Here is a 23,439-nt window from a genome sequence, read left to right on the forward strand (position 1 = left end):
ACTTGAAGCAACTTCGCCCATATCACTATCTAATTCCCTTTTTCTTTCTTACCCTCAGTAACAGCATCTAGTTGCTTTTGTCTATCGTCCATTAGCTTTTGAATGTTTTTAGTGTTCTTCATCAGCTCTTTGACATCTTGCGGATTCATTGCGTTGGCTTTCAATGATTCGCTCTCAGCGGTTTGTTTGTCTTTATATAAAATTGACGTATCTTCAGCGGCCATGATGGTGACTTTACTAGGGTCAAGTTGATGAGTTTGGCTGTTGCCTTTTGGGTTTGGTTGGTCTGAGTAAATCCAGTTGCCATTTTCATCTTGCCATTTATAAATGGTTGGCTGTTTTGTAGTTTGGTTCTCATCAGTGGTTGCTTGTTTGGCGTAATCTACTGCTTTATTTAAGTGGCGTTTAGACTCGTCTAATAAGCTTTGCGTATCATTTTCAACTTTATTGAAGATTGCATCAATAGACAGATATGGTTGACCGTCAGGACGCTTAATTACAAACAATGATGCCACACCAATCAGCATCACCATAATCATCATATATGCTTTATAACCCACGAGAACACTCCGTCGTATCGACTCTTTATTATTTTAGTTTGGTTATAGATATTATACCAATTAGTGTAATTTAGTGAGCAATTTTGAGGCTGATAAAATTTGGCGATTGCCAGGCAAAAACTTCGTGATTTAGTTGTTCTAAATGAGAAGTTTTTAACATAGCAAGCGTCAGTTTTAGTACCTCAAATTGTTTAAGTATTACGACTGATTGGTATCAACAGGAAATGTGGAATAAAAAAGCACAGGCTTTGAGGCCTGTGCTTTTTATTTACATCAAGGCAAAATTATTAATGGCTGTATGTTTAGACTAGTTTCTAACAATTCGCCATTTAAATAACCTGAATTCAGGTTAAATAAGAACTTTTCAATATGAGTTTTTAGATACCGTCACCGTCAATGTGTAGACCACACTCACGATTAAGGCCGAAGAAGCGTGTTTCTTCTTCTGTCATACCTGGCTCTAACTTACGGGTAGTATGCACATCGCCCATCGACACATACCCTTCGTCCCAAAGCGGATGATACGGTAGATCATGCTTGGTCAAATACATATACACGTCGCGGTTGCTCCACTCGATGATCGGGTACACTTTTACAATACCTCGGCTGATCTCAAGTACTTGTTTGTCAGCACGACTTGATGCCTGATCACGACGTAAGCCACTGAACCAAGTCTTTGCACCAATATCTTCGATAGCACGAGTCATAGGCTCCACCTTGTTTAAGGTGTTGTATTGTTTAATGCCTTCTTGACCTTGCTCCCAAAGCTTACCGTACTTAGCTTCTTGCCAAGCTGGACTCATTGGTGAACGATATACTTTTAAATTTAAGTCTAAACGCTCTGTTAAGTAATCTACAAACTGGTAAGTTTCTGGAAACAAGTAGCCAGTATCAGTTAATACCACTGGAATATCTGACTTCTCAGTTGAAACCAAGTGCAACATAACTGCCGCTTGAATACCAAAGCTTGAAGATAAAAATGCCGTATCGGGCAAGTTTTCAAGCGCCCATGCCACACGCTGTTGCGGTGTCATTGGCTCTAACAAAGCATTCGCTTCGGCAAGTAACGCTTTTTGCGCTTCGCCTTCTAACTCTAATAATTGTTTAAAATTACTCATGCTTGTTCCTAGGTTGGCAGGCTTGCCTGCCAACTCAATGATTTCTTAAGCGTGGAAGTCTGTTTTAGAAACTTTCACTTCGGCAACGATTTCCTTGCGGATAGCGAAATCACCAAAACATTCGCCTTCATTGCGCTCTTTAGCCCATTGGCCAATTAATTCATCTAATGCTGGTAGGTAAACATCTTCACCCACGTTTTCTAGGTAAAGCTTAGGTACGCGCGTACCTTCACGGTTACCACCTAGGTAAACGTTGTATTTACCTGGGCCTTTACCGACAAAACCAATTTCAGCCAACATCGCACGACCACAGCCATTTGGACAACCAACAACACGCATGATGATGTCGTCATTCGGGATTTCGTGCTTAGCTAAAATCGCTTCTGTTTTCTCGATAAGCTCTGGCAAGTAACGCTCTGCTTCAGCCATTGCAAGCGGACATGTCGGTAATGCCACACACGCCATTGAATTCTTTTGCTGTTCAGAGTGTGAATCGTCAATTAAACCATGCTCACGGGCAATCTGCTCAATGATGTCTTTTTGATCGGCAGGTACACCGGCAACAATTAAGTTTTGGTTAGCTGTCATGCGGAAATCACCTTGGTGAATTTCAGCAATCTTACGACAACCCGTTTTAAGTGGCTGACCCGGGTAATCTAGAATACGACCACTTTGGATAAATAGCGTTAGGTGGTGCTTACCATCAATACCTTCTACCCAGCCAATACGGTCGCCACGATATTTAAACTCATATGGACGACTGTCTTCAAATTTAACGCCGGCGCGGTTTTCTACTTCTGCTTTAAATGCATCACTACCAAATGTATCTAAGGTGTACTTAGTTTTTGCATTCTTACGGTTAACACGGTTACCCCAGTCACGCTGTACAGATACGACGTGCTCAGCAATTTTTAGCGTGTGCTCAAGCGGGATAAAACCAAAATCATCCGCTTTACGAGGGTATGTGTTTACATCACCGTGGGTCATAGCAAGACCACCACCAACTAGTACGTTAAAACCAACTAGTTTGCCGTCTTCTGCAATCGCTACAAAGTTAAGGTCATTTGCGTGAACGTCTACTTCGTTATTTGGTGGAATCGTCACTGTCGTTTTGAACTTACGTGGTAAGTAAGTTGAACCTAAAATTGGCTCTTCTGTTGTTTCTGTCTTCTCACCGTTTAACCAAATTTCAGCATACGCCTTAGTGTGTGGTAGTAAATGCTCAGAAATCTTCGCTGCCCACTCGTAAGCTTCTTGGTGTAACTCAGACTCAACTGGGTTAGTCGTACATAGTACGTTACGGTTAACGTCACCGGCAGTTGCAATTGAGTCAATGCCAACGCTGTTTAGCATTTGGTGCATTTCTTTAATGCCCGGCTTTAACACACCGTGGAATTGGAATGTTTGACGCGTTGTTAGACGAATACTGCCGTAAATAGTTTTATCGCCAGCAAACTCATCAATCGCTAACCACTGCTTAGGCGTGATAATACCACCAGGCATACGTGCGCGAAGCATCACGTTGTGCATTGGCTCAAGTTTTTGCTTAGTACGCTCTGGACGAATATCACGGTCATCCTGCTGATACATACCGTGGAAACGGATCAGCTGGAAGTTATCCGCTGTAAAACCACCTGTAAGCTGGTCTTTTAAATCCGTTGTAATCGTACCGCGTAAAAAGTTACTTTGTGTTTTTAGTCTTTCGTTATCAGCAAACTTGGCATTTGGGTCTAGCTTGCTGTTAGGTTTGTAATCTGTGCTCATGGCTTATCCTAAAATTCTACTGTGACGGTCAGTGTGGTGTACTAGTACTAGCACTTGCTACTAGTACACGTCTTTTTGATAACGGTTGTTGCTGCGAAGCTCTTTTAGGTAGCTTTCAGCTTGCTCGTCATCTTTGCCACCATGGGCTTTAATAATGTCGATAAGTGCTTGGTGAACGTCTTTCGCCATGCGGTTAGCGTCACCACAAATATAGAAGTGTGCACCTTTTTCTAACCATGCAAATACTTCTTCGCCTTTCTCACGAAGTCTGTCTTGCACGTATACTTTTTCTGCTTGGTCGCGGCTAAATGCTAGGTCTACTTTGTTTAGTAGGCCAGACTTCACATAACCTTGGATCTCTACTTGGTATAAGAAATCTTGCGTGAAGTGTGGGTTACCGAAGAATAACCAGTTCTCACCTTCAGCTTCACGTGCATCACGCTCTTGTAAGAATGCACGGAATGGAGCGATACCTGTACCTGGGCCTACCATGATAACTGGCGTGTTATCATCACTTGGTAAACGGAAGTTGTCGTTATGCTCGCTAAATACTTTAACTTGTACGCCTTCTTCTGCACGGTGTGCAAGGTAACCAGAACAACCACCAAAGTGTTTTTCACCAAAGGCATCAAACTCTACTAAACCAACAGTTAAGTGCACTTCTTCTTCAACCTCAGCTTGGCTTGAAGCAATTGAATATAAACGTGCTTGTAACTTACGTAGGCTGTTCGCTAGGTCTTGTGCACTAATATCGCTTAGGTTTTGCTTGATGATATCGAAGATTTGACGCGCTTCGATGTACTCACGCATCGCTGCTTTGTCTTCAACTAGCTTTAATAGCTCAGCGTTGTTAGTTGCTTGTGCGTACTTTTCAACGAAACCAGGGTAAGACTGAGTTAGCTCTAGCTTTTCAATAAGCGCTGTACGAATTGATAGCGTTTCTTCACCTAAAGTGATTTCAGTTGCGCCATCAATGTTTAATAGTGCTAGCGTTTCATCAACAAGTGCTTCGTCATTTAAGAAGTAAACACCTAAAGAATCACCCGGAAGGTAAGTAATGTCAGAGCCTTCTAGTGAGATTTCAATGTGACGTACGTCTTTCGTTGAATCGCGACCTGTGATCTTTTGTACCACACTTAGCTCAGCCGCAAATGGGTTTTGCTTAGTGTATTGGCTTTGTGCTGGTGCTGCACCGAAGCCAGCCATAGGAATAACTTGTGCTGAACCTTGTGACTGTGCTTTTAGCTCAGGTTCGAATGCATCAACTGCACCACCGATCCAAGCTGATGCTTGGTCTTCATAATCAACGTCCAAGTCAGCGCGAGCAACAACCGTTTCTGCACCTAGTGCTTTAAAGCGCTCTTCAAAATCAATCGCCGTTTGGCAGAAGAATTCGTAGCTTGAATCACCTAAGCCGATAACCGCTACTTTAACGCCATCTAGTTTAGGTGCTTTTTTCGATGCTAAGAACGCGTGTAGGTTTTCAGCGTCTTCTGGCGGCTCACCCTCACCATAAGTAGAAACAGCGACAGCAATAAACTTTTCTTTCTTAAGTTGAGCAGGTTTGTAGTCAGCCATGTTCACCAGCTTAACCGCCAGGCCTTTCGCCTCTGCAGCTGCTTTTAGCTGGTTAGCAACGCCTTTAGCATTACCAGTTTGCGAACCATATAGAATGGTGAGTGCTGCCGCTTCGCCTGCAGCTGGCGCTTGACCACCCACTACACCGCTTAATGCAGCTGTATTTGCATTTGCAGCTAGGTAACCACTTACCCAAGCTTGCTGAATTGGGTTTAGCTCGGCCACTAAACCTTGTAATTTTTGCACTTGCTCTTGTGTCAGCGGGCTTGCCGCGGCACTAAGTTGACTTAACAACATGGAATCTATCCCCTAACCCTAAACCGTCTGCTTAGTTTGCTTGCTGAAATACTTCTACTCGAAGTAAGGTTTTCTAAGGCTGAAGCATACTGATTTGCGTTACCAAGGATAAAGAATTAGATCTGCTTTGTTATTCCATTTGGTTATCAAAGAGCAAAAACACCATTAAAAACAGTTTTAAAAAAATTCTGCTCGAAAACAAAAAAACGCGATCTTGGAAACCCAAAATCGCGTTTTTTGTTAAATCAATGCTAGCTTAACTTTCAACCGGGTAAATGGTGATTTCAATTCCAGCGCCAATCGCCGAGATTCTCAGTAGCGTATCGGCACTGATTGGCTGAGAAAAGCACTTAGGTGCAGCGCCCGAGTTAAAGCCAATATCAAAAGTACGCTTAGAACACGATAACCATTGCTTAAGCGCACTTTTAGAACAAGACTCAATGAGCTCGCATAGATGATTAATCGCTTTATCAGGGCTTACCACATCAGCATCTGCTTCAATGCGTGCTAAATGACGATAGTCGTCTTTATCATAGTGCAGCACCATAGCCTTCTTCTTTAAATCGTCTACCAAGACACTAATATCCTGTTTTGATTCAAGCTCTAGGTCTACATTTAAGAATTGGATTTCTGACATTATGACTGTTCTCTTTTTAAGCTATATTTTTTAAGGTGTAACAAAGCGATACTTAATATAGACAAGTGTAACTAACTCACCGAATGGTTGCTACCGCTAAGGCATTTTAAAACTGAACAAATATTGTTCTTATCTACTAAACAAGATTTAATACGACTTTTAGGCTGAGACAATTTGTCGCAGTGACAGAAAAACCTTTTTAGGTACACTGAGCACTTTTCTCATTTGCTTGGATAAAAATAATGACAAAAACAGCATTTAAACCCATTCGAAAAATACATAAATGGCTTGGCTACCTACTCGCTATTCAAATATTCGCTTGGTTATTAGGCGGGTTTGTCATGAGCGCCATTCCGCTTGAAAAAGTACATGGCAAACACTTAGCTCACCGTCAGCTCGATAATCCATTTAAGCGAGCCGATTACTCAACTGATTTGAATATCATTACAAAAAGCCAAGATGCACTCTCAAACATTGCTTTCAAACACCTATTAGAGATACCCATCATTAAAGTGCAAGCTGATAAAACGACTTGGTTTAACGGCAGAACAGGTGAAGCGCTTGCAGCACCAAATGAATCTTTAATTAGAAGACAGGCCGATGCCCACTATTTAGGCAATGGCAAAATCAATGCAGTTCAATTGTTAGCTAAAGGCCCAAGAGAAATTGGCTATAGAGAAAACGTCTGGGCAGTCACTTACAACGACTGGTGTAGTACGACACTCTATTTAGAAGCGCAAAGCGGGCAAATCATTACAGTAAGAAGCACCATTTGGCGTATTTTTGATTTTTTCTGGATGCTACACATTATGGATTATGACGAACGAGAAGACTTCAATAACCCACTACTCATTAGCTTCTCTGTCGTCAGTGTGTTGTTTTGTCTCTCTGGTATGTTCTTATTATTTCAAGCACCACCTTGGCGCAAGCGCAGACAAAAACCAGCTTAGCGGAACATGCGCCCTATATTTTTAGGGCGTGAATCTTTGTAAAAACCGTTGCAATCAACAAGATAATTTTAAAGCCTTTATTGCGGTGATATAGTGCATTTTTCTGTAGTCCACTTAGGTGAGAGAAATGCGCCCGCTATTCGCGTTAATGGCTTTGCTGTTGCTGAGCCCGCCAACTTTTGGCAAAGAATTTTCAAGCTTTTCACAAGCAAAAAAACACCTCAATAAAACCTTACCTCAAGATGCCACCACGCTTTATTGCGGCTGTAAGATCAAACGCCAAGGCAAAAAACTTATTCCTGATGCAAACAGTTGTGGTTATGAACCTAGAAAACCCTACACCCATGCAGGCAAACCAAATAGCCGCGCCACGCGTATTGAATGGGAGCACATTGTTTCAGCTTGGGAGTTTGGCCACCAGCTACAATGCTGGCAAGATGGTGGTAGGAAAAACTGTAGAAAAGTCAGTGCTAAATTTCGCAAAATGGAAGCTGATATTAACAATTTAGCGCCCACTATTGGTGAAATAAACGGCGACAGAAGTAATTATCGTTTTGGTATGTTGCCTAATACTGCATTAAAGCACGGTGCTTGCCCTGTTAAAGTCGATTTTAAGGCACGCACAGTAGAGCCGCCTGATTTTGCCAAAAAGCGTATTGCGGATGCTTATTTTTATATGCAAAGCACCTATGGCTTGAAGTTATCTAAAAAACAGCAACAATTATTTACAACTTGGCAAAAAAAGGACGGGTACAATTAGCATTAAACTCGCTTTATCAAGTTGTACCAATTGTGTTTACAAACACTTGTTGGTATTTTGATCACACACGATGTGATAGGAATATATTATGAAACTAAATACATTAAGCTTCAGCATTGCGCTTGCTTTATCTGCAACAGTATTGGCTGGTTGTGGCGGTGGTAGCTCAAATAACGATAATCAACAAACAGCAACACCTACAACGCCTTCAACAAATACAGGAAGTACAGGAAGTACAGGAAGTACAGGTGGAACGGTAACAGAGCCAACTTGGACGCTAAATAAGTACGATCCTTCGAGCTCTTTTGTAAACCAATGTGAAACACCTCGTACTGGCACAGACCCATATGAAAATGCACCGTACCCTGATAAAGCCGGTACTACCATGCATGAAAAAATGTTTTTACGCTCATATACCAACGAAACTTATCTTTGGTATGACGAAGTAGAAGACAACGATCCTAAATCATTTGATTCAGTCGGTGAGTATTTCGCACAGTTAAAAACGACCGCGATTACCGATTCAGACAAGGCAAAAGACCAATTCCATTATTCTGAAAGTTACGATGACTTTAAAAAAGAAGCGCAATCGGGCGTGGTATCTGGTTATGGCGTAAGATGGGCGTTCATTAGTACCACCCCGCCTCGCGTGCTTAGAGCTGCTTTCACACAAGACGGTTCTCCAGCTGACAAAGCAGGCCTGCTTCGAGGTGACACGGTTATAGCCATTAATGGCACAGATATAAATACCTCTGATTCGGCTGGTGTAGATAAACTAAATGCAGGTTTACTGCCTAAAGCTGGTGAAGAACACACCTTTACTATTCAGCGTGAAGGTGAAGAGAATCCTATAGAGATTGTAATGACGGCGGGTGATGTGCAATCAACCCCTGTTCAAAATGCACAAGTGATAGAGCACGCTGACAAAAAAGTAGGTTATGTACAATTCAACCAATTTATTTCTGTTGGTCAAGATCCACTCGTCACAGCATTCCAGCAGTTTTCAGATGAAAACATCAATGAGCTTGTACTCGACATGCGCTACAACGGTGGCGGTTTAGTTGTGATGTCTGCTCAGCTTGGTTACATGGTAGCCGGTGAAGAGCAAACACGAGCAAGTGAAAACAACGGAGCAGCTAAGAGCGCGCAAAATAATGCAAAGGTGTTCAGTCGTACGCTGCGCAATGACAAAATTGAAGCGGCTAGCACTGAAGAAGATTATTATACCTTTGAAAATCGCAAAATTGATTGGAACGCGAGCGTATACACTAACCAAATCTTACCAAGTGTAAGCCTAGATACTGTGTATATACTTTCAAGTGCAGGCACTTGCTCTGCCAGTGAATCATTGATCAATGGCTTGCGCGGTATCGATGTGAATGTGGTACTGATTGGTGGACAAACCTGTGGTAAACCATATGGCTTCACTCCAACTCCAAACTGTGGCGAAGTTTACTATACAGTACAATTTAAAGGCGCAAACGCCAAAGAGTTCGGTGACTATGCTGACGGCTTTATCCCAGTCGAAAACGAAAACTCTGAAGCAGGCCTATCGGCGAGAGTACCAGGCTGTAATATTGCGGATGACTTCTCTAAACAGCTTGGTGACAAGCAAGAAGGTATGCTCGCTGCGGCGCTAACACATATTGAAACTGGCGCTTGTCCTGTAGTTGCAAAAGAAACCGCTAACCGTGCGCCAAGCATGCAGAAAACAGTGTTAGATGACAGCCTTAATATCGCTCAGCCATTCCACCCAATGCGCAATAGCATGGTTGATATTAAGGTGAAAGAGCAGTAATGCACTGCAGACTCGTTACCCTACTTTTGGGCGTAACATTGTTGGTTGGGTGTGCACACACCCAACCAACAAAGCCTATTCCAGCGGTTATAAAACACACCACCCCGACCATGAAAGCGGAATTACAGCAAGCCATCGTTTCACTAAAAGGCGGAATCGCACCGCTGTTGTCTGATACCACTTTTATGAACAATAACGAATTATTGCTAGAACATGGCCGCTCAACCGATGATTCAGGAAACCCAATTCTAGGTGCACATTCACTGACTGTTCAGCGATTTGTGCTACAACTAAGAGAAACAGGCTGTGTGCTTTTCTACCCTAAGACTGCGCAGTTTGTATTACTAAAAAGCGTTTCTTGCCAGCCCATGGTAGAATAGTCTGCTTTTAGAGGCGTATGGATCTCGCCAATTCATCAACTTTGGGATTGTTATGAAAATACAATGGATTAAATTATTGGCTGTTGGGGCACTAGGCGGACTGCTCACCGCTTGTCATCATACACCGACACCACTCGGGAAGCCTGAAAAAGTATATGACTTTGATCACAAAATCCATTATGAACAAACTAAGTTCAGCGATGACCACTACTTCTTAAAGATCCGCTCAGATGATTATGCACACTTCACCCGACAGAGCGTATTTCTATTAAGGCACTCAGAAAAGCTTTGCCAAGGCATGAATGCACAATTGACCTTACAAAAAGGTGTGCAAGACTTTGAAAGATTACCCACTCACCCTCGCGCTTATCAGCCAGATCTGCAAGCCGAAGTAAAATGCGTGCCCAGATAATAAACTTTACTGCGCTTAGCGATTAAAAGCATGCGCCTTCATCACGGTTGCAATCATTCGAAACGTATCAACCCATGCTTGGCGCAATTCAGGCGTCCAAGCATCCCCTAACCCCATTTTTAAAGTATATAAAAGCGCATTGCCTACTGGAGTAAAGTCTTTGGCCTGCACCCCATACCCCACATGCCGTTCAGCCAATTGATGAATTACGGGCACCAGCGCATTTATATCATCAAGCCCCCTCACTGCCACGCGCAAGGTCATCATTAACTTTTGCCCTTGGCTTTTAATATCACTTTTAAATAGCTGCTTGAGTGACGGATCGTATTGGAACAGTGTTTGATAGAAAAGCGCTGCGGCTTCTTCTGCATGGGGCTCTATTTGAACAAAACTGCGTTGTACTAGCTTTTTTTGCCTATCGGTGATCGACATAACTGACCTCTAGTTGGCAGATGCCGAGTCATTCGACACCATCACGATAGTTCTAAAGCTAGTCGCAATAGTGTCAAAAAGCGAATAAAGACTAGTCTTTATAACCCCAAGGTGCTTTTGGCGGTGTGATCGGTTTCGTTAAATCAAAATCAACTCTAAACTCGCGACCTTCACGCACTAAACGGTAAGTAAACTTATCGTCATAAATGTACATTTGCCAAGTGTTGCCCATTGACTGAGGAATACCTTGGCTCACAAATAACTCTTTTGAATACTGATCAGCAGGGAAAGACTGCACGTTTGCAAAGCCTGCATCAACGGTATGGCCGCCATACATGGTTGACGGATCATCGTCGCCGTTTTCTAAACGGTGGTCGTGCTTCAAACTCAAGCCACTGCCGGTTTTGGTGATGATCCAAGTACGAGACGCATCTTTTCCTACATGAAAAGGCACTTGCAGTTTTTTTTCGTCACAACGACGCACATGCATCACGAGTTTAGCTTCATTAAACTTGCTCGGGCCTTGGTTATCCAGCGTTACTTTTCCTTGATACGCTTTACCACAATGCGCCGCAATTTTATCGAAGAATGCATCATGGGTTGGAATTGATACCAATGGCGCTGGACGCGCGATGGCTGAGCCACTAATAAGTAGTGCAAGAACGGCTAGGCTTTTTTTCATTATGCTTGTCCTAAAAAAAGAAAAACCAGAGAGTAGTCAGCTCTCTGGTTAGATGCAAAAAAACGAGATTAACTTAGCTTTACTGCCAAGGGCGTTCAGCGGCTAAGTTAGCTTCAAACGCATCAATTCGCGCATTCAATTGCTCAGTCTCACCAATAAAATCTAAGCCACTTAATAAACGCGCTTTAATATCTGAGCGCACATCAAAGTCGATGGCATCGAAATACTGACTGCGGATCTGTTGACTTTCTAAATCGATTTCAACCTGAATATCTTGATGCTGCTCTGCAATCGCAAACAGGCTATCTAATGTGTCTGCCGATAGCGCGATACACAACATCTGGTTATTACCACAGTTGTTAAAGAAAATATCTGCAAAACTTTGCGCCAAGATCACAGTAAACCCATACTGTTTTAATGCCCAAGGCGCATGCTCACGAGATGAGCCACAACCAAAGTTATCACGTGTCAGAAGTACCGAAGCGCCTTGATAACATTCTGCGTTTAACACAAATTCAGGATTTGCGCTGCCATCATCTAAATAGCGCCAGTCATAAAACAGCGCTTTATCAAAGCCGTCACGACTGGTTGAAGTTAAAAACTGCTTTGGAATGATCTGATCGGTATCGACGTTATTTTTGTCTAAAGGTGCCAATAAACCTTGATGATAAACCGCCATTACACCGCTCCTCTAATATCTGTAAAGTGACCAGCTATCGCCGCTGCTGCCGCCATCGCAGGACTCACTAAGTGAGTTCGACCACCACGGCCCTGACGACCTTCAAAGTTACGGTTAGAGGTCGACGCACAGCGCTTTTCAGAACCCAACTTGTCATCGTTCATTGCAAGACACATAGAGCAGCCTGGCTCACGCCATTCAAATCCAGCTGCTTTAAAAATATCTGCTAAGCCTTCTTGCTCTGCCTGCTGTTTGACTAGGCCTGAACCCGGTACTATCAAGGCTTCAACACCAGTCGCAACCTGCTTGCCATTGACAATCTCAGCTGCCGCACGCAAATCTTCAATGCGGCTGTTGGTACAGGAGCCGATAAATACGGTATCGACTTTTGCATCAGATAACTTCTGGCCCGCTTCAAGACCCATGTATTTCAAGGCTGCACGCATGGCATCTGCTTTGATTAAATCGGCTTCTTTGTCTGGGTTTGGCACTAGTTCATCAATACCAATAACTTGCTCTGGGCTTGTGCCCCAAGTCACTTGTGGCTGAATGTCTTGCGCATCGAGTTCAACCACTAAATCAAACTGCGCATTCTCATCTGATTTCAGTGTCTGCCAATATTCAACAGCAGCTTTGAAATCATCTCCTTTTGGTGCGAACGGACGCCCTTCAAGATACGCAAACGTTGTCTCGTCTGGCGCGATTAAGCCCGCTTTGGCACCCATTTCGATGCTCATATTACACAGCGTCATGCGCGCTTCCATCGACAACGCTTCGATGCCTTCGCCACAAAACTCTGCCACATAGCCCGTACCACCAGCGGTACCTAACTTGCCAATCACAGCTAGAATTAAATCTTTTGAGGTCACGGTTGGACGCAGCACACCATTAATTTGGATCTTCAACGACTTAGCTTTTTTCTGCTGTAGCGTTTGCGTTGCTAATACGTGCTCTACCTCAGAAGTACCAATACCATGTGCTAACGCACCGAATGCACCGTGTGTTGAGGTGTGGCTATCACCACATACAATTGTAGTCCCCGGTAAGGTGATCCCCTGTTCAGGACCCATGACATGCACTATGCCTTGGTTAATCGAGTTTAAGTCATACAACTCAATACCAAAGTCGTTACAGTTTTGTGCTAGCGCCATTAACTGGTTTTTTGACACTTCACTTGCGGCATCTAGCGAACGACTCTTGGTCGAAACATTATGATCCATGGTCGCAAAAGTTTTCTCAGGGCAACGTACTTTGCGGTTATTCTCGCGCAGCCCCGCAAATGCTTGTGGTGATGTCACTTCATGTACTAAGTGACGATCAATATAAAGTAAATCGGTTTGTTCGTTGATTTGTGCAACCACATGAGATTGCCAAATTTTATCGTATAAGGTCTGAGCCACTTGCTACATCCTCTTATCTTGGCTGCATGACGGTGCAGCCATCAGCCAAAATTAAATACGTGAAACGATTGCTTGCGCTACATCTTGTGTGGTGTAACCGCCTTGAGGGTAGATATCTGGTGTACCCACACCTGCAGCAACAGCCTCTGCCACAGCCTTCTCAATAGTGCGTGCCGCTTCATCTTGCCCAAGAGAATAACGTAGCATGAGTGCTGCACTCAGAATTTGTGCAATCGGGTTTGCAATGCCCTTACCTGCAATATCTGGCGCTGAACCGCCAGCAGGCTCATATAAACCAAAGCCTGACTGGTTTAAACTGGCCGAGGGTAATAAACCCATTGAGCCTGTGATCATGGCGCATTCATCTGACAAAATATCACCAAACAAATTGTCGCAAAGTAATACATCAAATTGGCTTGGTTGCTTCACCAGCTGCATTGCTGCGTTGTCTACATAAATATAATCAAGCGTCACTTCTGGGTAGTCTTTACTCACTTCGGTGACAACTTCGCGCCACAGTACGCTTGATGCCAATACATTGGCTTTGTCTACTGACGTAACATGGTTACTGCGTAAACGCGCTGCTTCGAAAGCAAAACGCGCGATGCGCTCAATTTCAGCACGAGAATAACGTTGCGTGTCGAATGCAGCTTCACTCGCCCCCTCGCCTTCACGGCCTTTTTCACCAAAATAAATACCGCCTGTTAACTCACGTACACATAAAATATCGAAGCCTTGCGCACTGATATCTGCTCGTAGAGGAGACGCGGCGCTCAGTGCAGGTAATAGCTGTGCTGGGCGCAAGTTACAGAACAAACCAAAATGCTTACGAAGTGGCAGTAAAGATGCACGCTCTGGCTGTTCGTTCGGTGGTAAATGCTCCCACTTAGGGCCACCTACTGAGCCAAATAAAATGGCATCCGCTTTTTCACACGCCGCTAAAGTAGAGTCAGGAAGCGCCGCACCAAATTCATCAATGGCAGCACCGCCAATGGCATGGTGCTCACGTTGTAGCGTAAAATTAAACTTAGCGCTCACCGCATCTAATACTTGCTCGGCGGCAGACATGACTTCAGGGCCGATGCCATCTCCAGCTAAAACGGCGACTTGGTAACTTTGTTGGCTCATCCTGCTTTCCTTTGTTGTTTTAAGTCAGACACTTTTTGTGCTCTGTCAATTAAGTTATATACGCGGATCATGGCGCGTACTGAAGCTTCTACGATATCGGCAGCAAGACCGGCGCCGTGATATTGGCGGCCATCGTATTTCGCAATAATATTTACCTGACCAAGCGAGCTCGCGCCCTGGCCTGTGGCATCTAAGTTGTATTCAATCACTTCAACTGCCATACCCGTTATGCGTTCAATGGCTTTGAATGAGGCTTCGACCGGACCATTACCTGTGGCAGCTTCTTGCTTTGATTGTCCGCCCACAGTCATGCCAATGGTCGAACTGGCAACTGATTGTGAATTTGACGCTGAGTTTACAAACTCAAGTTGGTAGGTTTCGTCTTTATCACTGATCTGATTAAAGTAGATCATGGCTTCTAGGTCATAGTCATAGACCGTGCCTTTTTGGTCCGCTAGCGCTAAGAAACTTTCATATAAGCTATCCATGTCATAGTCAGACTTTTGATAGCCTAATTCTTCTAAGCGATGCTCAATGACATGGCGACCTGAACGCGAGGTCATATTTAATTGGTTGTTTGGTACACCCACGATTTCTGGGGCCATAATCTCGTAGGTGTTTTGTGCTTTTAACACGCCATCTTGGTGAATACCTGAACTGTGAGCAAAGGCATTCTCGCCGACAATGGCCTTATTCGGCTGCACAGGCATATTACAAATGGTTTCAACTTGGCGCGACGCGCGGTAAATTTCTTCGCTGCGAATATCGGTGTAAACACCTAAATAGTCGTGACGCATCTTCATGATCATCGCCACTTCTTCTAACGAACAGTTACCCGCTCGCTCACCAATACCATTAATCGTACATTCGATTTGTCGTGCACCAGCTTGTACTGCAGCAATCGAGTTTGCTACCGCCAAACCTAAGTCGTTATGGCAATGCACACTTAGACGCGCTTGGTCGATGTTTGGCACGTTATTCATTAAATGATGGATCATCGCCGCATACTCGTCAGGCGTCACATAGCCCACGGTATCAGGTAAGTTGATGGTTGAAGCGCCCGCTTTAATCGCTTGTTCGACAATACGACATAAATCCCAATGCGGAGTACGGCCGGCATCTTCACACGAAAACTCCACATCATCGGTGTAATTTCGGGCTAACTTGATTGATTTTACCGCCATTGCAGTCGCATCATCTAGGCTCATGCGTAGCTTGTGTTCAAGGTGTAAAGGGCTGGTTGCAATGAAGGTATGGATACGGCTTTGCTCTGCTGGACGTAATGCTTCACCACAAGCTTCAATGTCTTTTGCCACAGCCCGGGCTAAACCACAAATCGCAGGGCCTTTAATTTCAGTGGCGATGCGCTGTACTGCACGAAAATCTGCAGGACTTGAAACCGGGAAACCAACTTCCATGACATCCACATTAAGGCGGCTGATGGCATGTGCAAGCTGTACTTTATCATCTTCAGTTAAGCTCGCCTTTAACGCCTGCTCACCGTCTCTTAATGTTGTATCGAAAATCCAAACCTTATCTTTCATACCTTAGCTCCTCACCCCTTTGTATCGCCCTTTGAACACCATCGCTATAAGCAAATAGTTTTAGTCAGTCTTTAGATAACAGTGCAAAAACAAAAAACCCCGCAATGTGCGGGGTTTTCGTTATGCTGCATTTCACACGCACACCGCCCCACACCGATACTTGATCAGTAAGAGGTTTAATAGCAGTGACAATTGTGTGAACTTTTTCATTTCTTAATCTGCATGTTTTGTATTTATGCTGTAACTGATGCGATTTTTAACACGCCTACACACTTGAAATCAAGCATAAACAATTCAACAAAGCAGCAAAAACAGAATTGACAGAGAAACCAAAAAGCAAATTGAGTTTGAAATGAGAATAAAAAAACCCTTAAACATAAAAATTAAGGGTCTTTTTAAATTTGAACAGTAAACAATCGAGTAGATTAATTTTTATATGATTTTTTTATGAAGGCTTTGAATTTACTTGATGTGTGCCGTAATGATTCGCGCCTTTGGCGATATAACGCAACTGCCAAATCAGACGCTCGGTTAATTCTTCTCGTTGTTGTGTGTCTTGATCAAGTGCATCTGCACCAGCATTAAATACCAAGGTCACCATGGCTTCTGCTTGCATATAAGCATGATTCGCATCGCAGGGTGTTTCGGCTTCTAAATAATGTGCAAGCTCTAAAATAAAATGTTGGATTTCGCGTGCGACTGCAGCACGAAATGCTTTTGATGTGCCTGAGCGCTCTCTTAACAACAATCTAAATTGGTTACTCGACGTATCGATGAACTCCATAAAAGTCAGCACAGAAGTATTGATCACACTGCCGCCACTCGCTATACGACGGCGTGCTTGGCGCATCAGTTGACGCAGTGTTAAACCCGCTTCATCAACCATGGTTAAACCGAGTTCATTCATGTCTTTAAAGTGTCGGTAAAACGAAGTTGGTGCAATGCCCGCTTCTCTTGCCACTTCTCTTAAACTCAAATTAGAAAAACTATGCTCCGCACTGAGCTGGTTAAATGCAGCTACAATCAAGGCTTGTCGGGTTTTTTGTTTTTGTTGTGCACGAACACCTGACATATTTTCTCCCTAGAGTTTATCGATAACTTGTGCAGTCTAATACTTGACGTGATGAGAATGAAATACTATTTTAGCGTACAAGTGTACGCTGAGATTTTTTAAGATGAAAAAACCCCCTCTCATTTGGACAAATGTTTTGTTTTTTGCCCTGTCATTTTTGGCAGCCATTACCCTAGTGCCGTGGTATGGAATAACCCATGGCTTTGAAACCAGCACTTGGGTAGCTTTTGTTGTATGTATGTTTTATGCCGGTTTATCAATCACCGCGGGTTACCATCGCTTATGGGCGCATAAAACGTATGAAGCTCACCCTGCAGTGCAATGGGTGTTTGCACTAGGCGGTGCATTCGCATTGCAAAATAGCGCATTACATTGGAGTAGCGATCACCGTGTTCATCATGGTCAAGTCGATGATCCTGTTAAAGACCCTTATGCCGCAACCAATGGCTTTTGGTATAGCCACATTGGTTGGATGTTGCGTGACTACCAAGGTAAAAACTATGGCGACTACAGCAATGCTAGAGACTTACAACGCAACCCTATCGTGATGTTTCAACACCGTCATTACATGAAACTTGTGTTACTAACGAATGTGGGTATTCCATTACTGCTAGGTGCACTGTTTGGTGACATTATTGGTATGTTGTTATTGGCGGGTGTGTTAAGACTGGTATTGAGTCAGCACTTTACTTTCTTTATCAACTCACTGGCGCATATTTGGGGCTCTCGCCCATATACCGAAAAAAATACCGCCCGTGATAATGGCTTTTTAGCGTTGTTCACCTACGGTGAGGGCTATCACAATTTCCACCATATTTTTGCCAGTGACTATCGCAATGGCATTCGTTGGTACCACTACGACCCAACAAAATGGATGATCCGTGCATTTGCGGCGGTTGGCCTTGCCAGCAAACTTAAACGCACACCAGTCGAGCGTATAGAAAAAGCCAAAGCTGAAACCTTGTTACTTAAGACTAAAGTTAAGCTGGCAAAATTGCCTTTAGCCCAAGATCAGCTTACATTGTTACAACAAGAATATGATTTGCTTCTAAAAAAGTTACAAACCTTTTGTGCGGCACAAAAGCAATTATTAGAAGCAAAAGCTGATTCCATGCGTGAGCAATGTGATACTTCGGCAATTGCCAAGCAATACAAAGAGCTAGAAGCGGCTTGGCAGGCGCAAAAGCAAGCATGGTTAGCACTAAATGCAAGGCTATTATCGAACGCCTAACGGTGATAGCCAACTCGCAAGTTGAGGAGGGGCTGTGGCCAAACAAAAAGCAGAATCAAATACAGACAAGCCGGCGTCATTTATGTATGACGCCATTATTATAGGTTCAGGCCCTGGCGGTGAAGGTGCCGCCATGAATCTATCTAAAAGCCACAAACGGGTTGCCGTTATCGAACGCCATAAAGCGGTTGGTGGTGGCTGCGTTCATTGGGGCACTATTCCTTCAAAAGCACTCAGACACTCTGTTAGTCGCTTAATAGAATACAAACAAAACCCACTTTTCAGCCTCACTGAAAAGCCGCAGCGTTTAACCTTTGGCGATATTCTTAGCCATGCCAGTAATGTGATCTCTAAGCAATCAAATCTGCGCAGCAGCTTTTATGACAGAAACCGCATTGAGTTATTTCAAGGTGATGCCAGTTTTATTGACCGTTACTCAATTAAGGTGACTCATACAGATGGCTCTTATGAAGTTATCACGGCACCGATTATTGTGATTGCCACGGGTTCACGCCCATACCGTCCACCTGGTGTCGATTTCTCTCATCCTAGAATATATGACAGTGACACCATTTTAAGCCTAGAGCATGACCCTCAGCGCGTTTTAATCTATGGTGCCGGTGTTATTGGATGTGAGTATGCCTCTATCTTTAAAGGGCTTGGTGCTAAAGTTGATTTGATCAATACCCGCGATAGATTACTGGCGTTTATGGACGCGGAGATTTCTGATGCGCTAAGTTACCACTTCTGGAATAGCGGCATTGTTATTCGTCACAATGAAGAATTTGCTAAAGTTGAACCACATGAACACGGCGTCGTACTTCATCTGCAATCAGGAAAACGCGTACGTGCCGACTGCATTTTATTTGCCAATGGCAGAACCGGTAATACGGATAAGCTTAATCTTGCCGCAGTAGGCCTAAAAGCCGATGGCCGTGGACAATTAAAAGTTAACGATAGCTACCAAACCGAAATCGATAACATTTATGCCGTTGGTGATGTGATTGGTTACCCAAGTTTAGCCAGTGCTGCATTTGACCAGGGCCGTATCGCAGCCAAAGCCATTGTTTCAGGTGGTTGTAGCGAGAAGCTGATCAATGACATTCCTGCAGGTATTTATACCATTCCTGAAATGAGTTCAGTGGGCAAAACAGAGCAAGAGCTAACAGCAGCTAAAATCCCTTACGAGGTCGGGAGAGCCCAGTTTAAGCACCTTGCGCGTGCGCAGATCACAGGCACACAAGTGGGTAGCTTGAAGCTGTTATTCCACTCAGAAACTAAAGAGATTTTAGGTGTTCACTGCTTCGGTGAGCGCGCCTCAGAAATCGTTCACATCGGCCAAGCAATTATGGAACAAAAGGGCCCGGGTAATAACATCGAATACTTTGTTAATACCACCTTTAACTATCCAACCATGGCAGAAGCCTATCGTGTAGCAGCGTTAAATGGCTTAAACCGCTTGAGTGACTAAGTAACTCACCACATAAAAATGCAAAAACCCGATAAACTGAGTTTATCGGGTTTTTTATTCACTCAAGTTTTGGCTTATCCCATCAATTGACTTAAAGGCTCCATACCCCACAAGAAAATTAATACCGCAGCGAACAGAGCAAAGATGATATAAGCTATCCAACCAGCCTTCATTTTTGGCTGTTGCAAGCTTGATTCTACGGTTCCTGTTAAAAGCGTTTTGATGAGGTTTTTACCTTTAAAACGATAGGCAATGATAGCCAAGATATGTAATGCAATTGCGGCAATTATAAAATCGATATTACTGTGGTGTATTGATCCTGCTAACTCAACAAGATCATAGCTGACATACTGAACTAACGGACCATCAACAAGAATATCGTCTGTGGTAAATAACCCTGTGACGAGTTGTAGAAGGATCAACACAAAAAACAGCACAACCATCAGGCTGCCTGCGGCATTGTGGCCAACTCTGTCTTCTTTGCCTTTTAATGCATTAACAACCTTTGTAGGATGATTAATCAACTTGCTTAGCCTAGCTGTTTCACTACCAATTACACCCCAAATTAATCGGGCTAACATCAATGCTAACAACAAGTAACCTGTAACAAAGTGCAACTCTAACCAGCCTTCTTCTCCACTGATATAGAGCACACCTAACGCAATGACCAACAACCAGTGAAAGCCTCGAATAAAGCCATCCCAAACCTTAACTTTGCCCATATTAATCTCAAACTATTTTATGCCATGCGCACCATTATGACGTACTGCGGGAGCGTGTCTAGATAGTTGAGATTTAACGCAGAGTTACTTCTAGCCCTGACTTTGACTTAAGCGAAGAAACTTAGCTAAAAACAGCCCGTTTTGTTTAATCAATATCCCCAAACTCATCATCACCTAAGCATTCGCGTAAGCGCTTTTGTTCAAAATAATCTTCTAACCTTTTTCGAGCACGGCGCTTTTGAATGCTAGAAGACTCTGTATTTAAATCATCTAACTCCGCACCAAACTCATCATCAATAGGCGCATCTTCAGAAAAGGAATTACGCATGGTGACAACCTCATGACTATAAGCACAATACTGAATTAATAATTAGCTCGATTTTTTAGGTTTGCAAACTTTACGATGTCACTTTGCATGGAGACCACAATGTTAAAAATCGTAATAATTGGTTAAATAAACCACTTTTATTTTTATTTTAGCTATAAGCACACTTACAAAAAGAAAACAAAAACACGTAACAATATGAATTTAAATAACTTTAATTTTTGGCATTCATCTTGATAAGTAATCATCGAGTCTATCAACAGGAATGATAATTATGAAAAAGTTTATGCTAGCAACAACGCTAATTTTAAGTACTTCAGCAATCGCACATGAAGATCATGGTATTCAAATTAGCAGCGACCAGTGCCAAGTCGATTTCCAGAATGATGTTCGCATCACGCCGAATCAACTACAGATCACTGCAGAGAATAATAAACAACTAACGATTGACAGCTATGGTGAGCTTTATGTTGATGGACAAGCAATCACCCTAACCTATGATCAAAAAGCAGCCCTAGCAAATTATGCAGATTCACTCAGAGTACAACTACCACAAGTAGCAAATATCGCTCTTGACGGCGTAAAGCTTGCTGGTGTTGCATTGGATGAAGTAGCGCAAGCGTTCAACCTACAAGGACTAGAGTCTCTTAACGGTCTGATGGATGAACTACACGTTGAGATCAGTGATACCTTCTATCAACAAGGTGCATTTGTCATGGGCGAAAAGACCTTTCATGAGTTCGGAGAAAACTTTGATAACCACTTTGAAACTCACATAGAAGAAGCCGTCGAGTCAGCCATGATGGAATCAATCGGCAGTATCTTAATGATGGTCGGTTCTGAAATGGTCAGCTCAGGCGGCGACATGGAAAACTTTGAAGCGCGCATGGAAAACATGGGTAAAGAAATTGAAGAGAAAGTTCAGTTACAAGCAAAACAAATTGAAGAACAAGCAAATGGCTTATGCGAAAAATTTGAAGGTATTGCAAATGCAGAAACTGATTTAGTTGCGCAAATCCCTGCAATGAATGGCTACCAGCTTTTCAACTTCAAATCTAAGTAAGCATTATTAAATCACAGTATTAATTATCTCCCTTAATGAGCTGACTAATGTCAGCTCTTTTTTATAGCCTCATCTTAAGAACACCAGGGCAGACTTTAACGACTGCGGGTGTCTCTCCTATCATTTCACCATCAGCTTCAATTAACAGATCAGGTTCAGAAATTTTATACTCCACCAACTCACTCACTTCAAGATGAGATGACTTTTCATGCTGACGCACTAACACCAACAGAAAGCTCCATAGCCGACTCAATAAAAACTCAGCTTTAAAGTGCAACATTAAAAGCTTGCCATTATCAACCCTAGCACTCGGCGCTACTTTTAGGCCTGCAGCAAAAAACTGACCATTTGCAAATACACGCATTAAAGAAGGATCATGTGTTGAAGTGTGTTTAAAGCCAAACAGGTGCTTAATGCCCGCAAAAATATAGCTCAGCTTATGACGAATTTGGAACGTATTCATATCTTTTACAACTGCAGCATTAAACCCTATGCCTGCAACATTAATGAAAAAGCGCTGATTGATTTTACCTAAATCTAATAACCTAAAAGATTCAGAAAAAACCAATGCTCGCCATTGCTGTTCAGAATACCCGAACTGTCTAACAAAGTCGTTACCCGTGCCGGCTGGTAGCACAGCAAGCGCAGCAGTTGAGTTCACCAATGCGTTCACGACCAAATGTAATGTACCATCACCACCAACAGCAATAACCGTTTCTACATCTGCTAGCTTTTGCTGAATAGTGATGACATCCGTTTCAAAACATCCTGATGTAAAAAACCATTGATTTTTAAGCCCTCTTTTTACAAATTCTTCTTCTAACCATTTAACCTGCGCCTGAATAAAAGGCGAATCACTTGGTTTTACAACAACGAGCATAAAATTAATTAACCTAGCTTATTAAATAATTATTCACAAAGAAGCGAGAAAGCCCTTAAACCATTAAAAATAGAAAAGAATAACTATTCAAGAATAATAATATAAAACACAATTCATTAGAAAAAATTATCCGAAAACAGCAATTTTTATTGTTTTTAAATTAATCAAATCGAATGCAAAATACACTCAATCAAGCATTACTCACTTACATAACTTAGGAGCTCATCATGATCCAGACAGCTGCGGCGTGCAGCAACACGCAACCTCGCTTAAAGAAATCAACGATTAAAAAGCCAAGCTTTAGCTGGCAGTCTCTTTTTGCAGTCTGCGCGCAAAAACTGTCAACAGCTCATATGGCTCAATATAAGTAACCGTTTAAAGCGCTTATCTTTTTGATTTCACTATACACAATTTAACCGATGTGGCTATCTAAGCTAAAAAAAAGAATTTTTTCTTTAATTTTAGGTTAATTTTTAGGCAAACAAATCAAAAGCTATTTACAGCAGCATAATCGCTGAGTATTATCTTTGCCCATGGAGAGATGGCTGAGTGGTTG

At 42.9% G+C, this 23,439-nt stretch carries 24 protein-coding genes; 9 read left to right on the top strand and 15 right to left on the bottom strand.

Translation table 11 applies throughout. The features are described from left to right. Positions 1-29: 29 nt before the first annotated feature. The 5 genes from C1E24_RS07020 to C1E24_RS07040 all read right to left on the bottom strand — a co-directional run bounded on the left by C1E24_RS07020 (position 30) and on the right by C1E24_RS07040 (position 5,954). The gene (locus tag C1E24_RS07020; RefSeq protein WP_240721960.1) at positions 30-560 is read right to left on the bottom strand and encodes a DUF4124 domain-containing protein; all 531 of its coding nucleotides are present in this window, start codon (positions 558-560) and stop codon (positions 30-32) included. A gap of 377 nt (positions 561-937) precedes the next feature. Next, positions 938-1,678, bottom strand: coding sequence for a phosphoadenylyl-sulfate reductase (locus tag C1E24_RS07025; protein WP_138480064.1), 741 nt, complete (start codon positions 1,676-1,678; stop codon positions 938-940). A 45-nt stretch (positions 1,679-1,723) separates the two neighbouring features. Next, positions 1,724-3,442 carry an assimilatory sulfite reductase (NADPH) hemoprotein subunit gene (gene cysI, locus C1E24_RS07030; protein ID WP_138480066.1) on the bottom strand — a complete coding sequence of 573 codons (1,719 nt, stop codon included), beginning with the start codon at positions 3,440-3,442 and terminating at the stop codon, positions 1,724-1,726. A gap of 60 nt (positions 3,443-3,502) precedes the next feature. Beyond that, positions 3,503-5,317 carry an assimilatory sulfite reductase (NADPH) flavoprotein subunit gene (locus C1E24_RS07035; protein WP_138480068.1) on the bottom strand — a complete coding sequence of 605 codons (1,815 nt, stop codon included), beginning with the start codon at positions 5,315-5,317 and terminating at the stop codon, positions 3,503-3,505. A 256-nt stretch (positions 5,318-5,573) separates the two neighbouring features. Continuing rightward, positions 5,574-5,954 carry a hypothetical protein gene (locus C1E24_RS07040; RefSeq protein ID WP_138480070.1) on the bottom strand — a complete coding sequence of 127 codons (381 nt, stop codon included), beginning with the start codon at positions 5,952-5,954 and terminating at the stop codon, positions 5,574-5,576. A 242-nt stretch (positions 5,955-6,196) separates the two neighbouring features. On the opposite strand from C1E24_RS07040, the gene C1E24_RS07045 reads away from it, so the two are divergent. From C1E24_RS07045 to C1E24_RS07065, 5 genes are all read left to right on the top strand, one after another. Continuing rightward, on the top strand, positions 6,197-6,904 hold the full coding sequence (locus C1E24_RS07045) for a hypothetical protein (protein ID WP_138480072.1): 708 nt from the start codon (positions 6,197-6,199) through the stop codon (positions 6,902-6,904). A gap of 127 nt (positions 6,905-7,031) precedes the next feature. Then, a complete protein-coding gene (locus C1E24_RS07050; RefSeq protein WP_138480074.1) occupies positions 7,032-7,664 on the top strand; it encodes an endonuclease in 633 nt (210 codons plus the stop codon). 88 nt (positions 7,665-7,752) lie between these two features. Further along, positions 7,753-9,462, top strand: a complete 1,710-nt coding sequence (locus C1E24_RS07055; protein WP_138480076.1) for a S41 family peptidase — start codon at positions 7,753-7,755, stop codon at positions 9,460-9,462. Continuing rightward, complete coding sequence (locus C1E24_RS07060; protein WP_138480078.1) at positions 9,462-9,842, top strand: hypothetical protein; 381 nt, start codon at positions 9,462-9,464, stop codon at positions 9,840-9,842. The genes C1E24_RS07055 and C1E24_RS07060 overlap by 1 nt, the downstream gene beginning before the upstream one ends. Before the next feature lie 52 nt (positions 9,843-9,894). Beyond that, the gene (locus C1E24_RS07065) at positions 9,895-10,254 is read left to right on the top strand and encodes a hypothetical protein (protein WP_138480080.1); all 360 of its coding nucleotides are present in this window, start codon (positions 9,895-9,897) and stop codon (positions 10,252-10,254) included. Positions 10,255-10,269: 15 nt separating this feature from the next. On the opposite strand, the gene C1E24_RS07070 is transcribed toward C1E24_RS07065, so the two are convergent. From C1E24_RS07070 to fabR, 7 genes are all read right to left on the bottom strand, one after another. Then, positions 10,270-10,686 (bottom strand): globin family protein, encoded by a 417-nt coding sequence (locus tag C1E24_RS07070; RefSeq protein WP_138480081.1) that lies wholly within the window; start codon positions 10,684-10,686, stop codon positions 10,270-10,272. Between the two features lie 91 nt (positions 10,687-10,777). Then, on the bottom strand, positions 10,778-11,368 hold the full coding sequence (locus tag C1E24_RS07075) for a hypothetical protein (protein ID WP_138480083.1): 591 nt from the start codon (positions 11,366-11,368) through the stop codon (positions 10,778-10,780). A gap of 79 nt (positions 11,369-11,447) precedes the next feature. After that, entirely contained in the window at positions 11,448-12,047 is a 600-nt protein-coding gene (leuD, locus tag C1E24_RS07080; protein ID WP_138480085.1) for a 3-isopropylmalate dehydratase small subunit, read from the bottom strand. Then, the gene (gene leuC / locus C1E24_RS07085) at positions 12,047-13,447 is read right to left on the bottom strand and encodes a 3-isopropylmalate dehydratase large subunit (protein ID WP_138480087.1); all 1,401 of its coding nucleotides are present in this window, start codon (positions 13,445-13,447) and stop codon (positions 12,047-12,049) included. The genes leuD and leuC overlap by 1 nt, the downstream gene beginning before the upstream one ends. Positions 13,448-13,498: 51 nt before the next feature. After that, a complete protein-coding gene (leuB, locus tag C1E24_RS07090; protein ID WP_138480089.1) occupies positions 13,499-14,575 on the bottom strand; it encodes a 3-isopropylmalate dehydrogenase in 1,077 nt (358 codons plus the stop codon). Beyond that, positions 14,572-16,119 (bottom strand): 2-isopropylmalate synthase, encoded by a 1,548-nt coding sequence (gene leuA / locus C1E24_RS07095; protein ID WP_138480091.1) that lies wholly within the window; start codon positions 16,117-16,119, stop codon positions 14,572-14,574. The genes leuB and leuA overlap by 4 nt, the downstream gene beginning before the upstream one ends. A 445-nt stretch (positions 16,120-16,564) precedes the next feature. Further along, entirely contained in the window at positions 16,565-17,191 is a 627-nt protein-coding gene (gene fabR, locus C1E24_RS07100; RefSeq protein WP_058028411.1) for an HTH-type transcriptional repressor FabR, read from the bottom strand. A gap of 103 nt (positions 17,192-17,294) precedes the next feature. Between fabR and C1E24_RS07105 the strand changes: the two genes are divergently transcribed. After that, on the top strand, positions 17,295-18,422 hold the full coding sequence (locus C1E24_RS07105) for an acyl-CoA desaturase (protein ID WP_138480093.1): 1,128 nt from the start codon (positions 17,295-17,297) through the stop codon (positions 18,420-18,422). A gap of 82 nt (positions 18,423-18,504) precedes the next feature. Further along, positions 18,505-19,893 carry a Si-specific NAD(P)(+) transhydrogenase gene (sthA, locus tag C1E24_RS07110; protein WP_138480105.1) on the top strand — a complete coding sequence of 463 codons (1,389 nt, stop codon included), beginning with the start codon at positions 18,505-18,507 and terminating at the stop codon, positions 19,891-19,893. Between the two features lie 74 nt (positions 19,894-19,967). On the opposite strand, the gene C1E24_RS07115 is transcribed toward sthA, so the two are convergent. Together C1E24_RS07115 and C1E24_RS07120 are read right to left on the bottom strand one after the other, a co-directional pair. Further along, positions 19,968-20,615: a cytochrome b/b6 domain-containing protein gene (locus tag C1E24_RS07115; RefSeq protein ID WP_138480095.1), complete on the bottom strand. Its 648-nt coding sequence runs from the start codon at positions 20,613-20,615 to the stop codon at positions 19,968-19,970. Between the two features lie 145 nt (positions 20,616-20,760). Continuing rightward, positions 20,761-20,943 (bottom strand): PA3496 family putative envelope integrity protein, encoded by a 183-nt coding sequence (locus tag C1E24_RS07120; protein ID WP_138480097.1) that lies wholly within the window; start codon positions 20,941-20,943, stop codon positions 20,761-20,763. Positions 20,944-21,214: 271 nt separating this feature from the next. Here C1E24_RS07120 and C1E24_RS07125 point away from each other — a divergent pair, with 271 nt between their 5' ends. After that, positions 21,215-22,003, top strand: a complete 789-nt coding sequence (locus C1E24_RS07125) for a YggN family protein (RefSeq protein ID WP_138480098.1) — start codon at positions 21,215-21,217, stop codon at positions 22,001-22,003. Positions 22,004-22,064: 61 nt separating this feature from the next. On the opposite strand, the gene C1E24_RS07130 is transcribed toward C1E24_RS07125, so the two are convergent. Beyond that, the gene (locus C1E24_RS07130) at positions 22,065-22,883 is read right to left on the bottom strand and encodes a diacylglycerol/lipid kinase family protein (RefSeq protein ID WP_138480100.1); all 819 of its coding nucleotides are present in this window, start codon (positions 22,881-22,883) and stop codon (positions 22,065-22,067) included. A gap of 227 nt (positions 22,884-23,110) precedes the next feature. Between C1E24_RS07130 and C1E24_RS20920 the strand changes: the two genes are divergently transcribed. After that, positions 23,111-23,254: a hypothetical protein gene (locus tag C1E24_RS20920; RefSeq protein WP_171040822.1), complete on the top strand. Its 144-nt coding sequence runs from the start codon at positions 23,111-23,113 to the stop codon at positions 23,252-23,254. Positions 23,255-23,439: the final 185 nt, after the last annotated feature.

Origin of the sequence: Pseudoalteromonas phenolica, assembly GCF_005876835.1 — a bacterium.
GTDB classification, from domain to species: domain Bacteria; phylum Pseudomonadota; class Gammaproteobacteria; order Enterobacterales; family Alteromonadaceae; genus Pseudoalteromonas; species Pseudoalteromonas phenolica_B.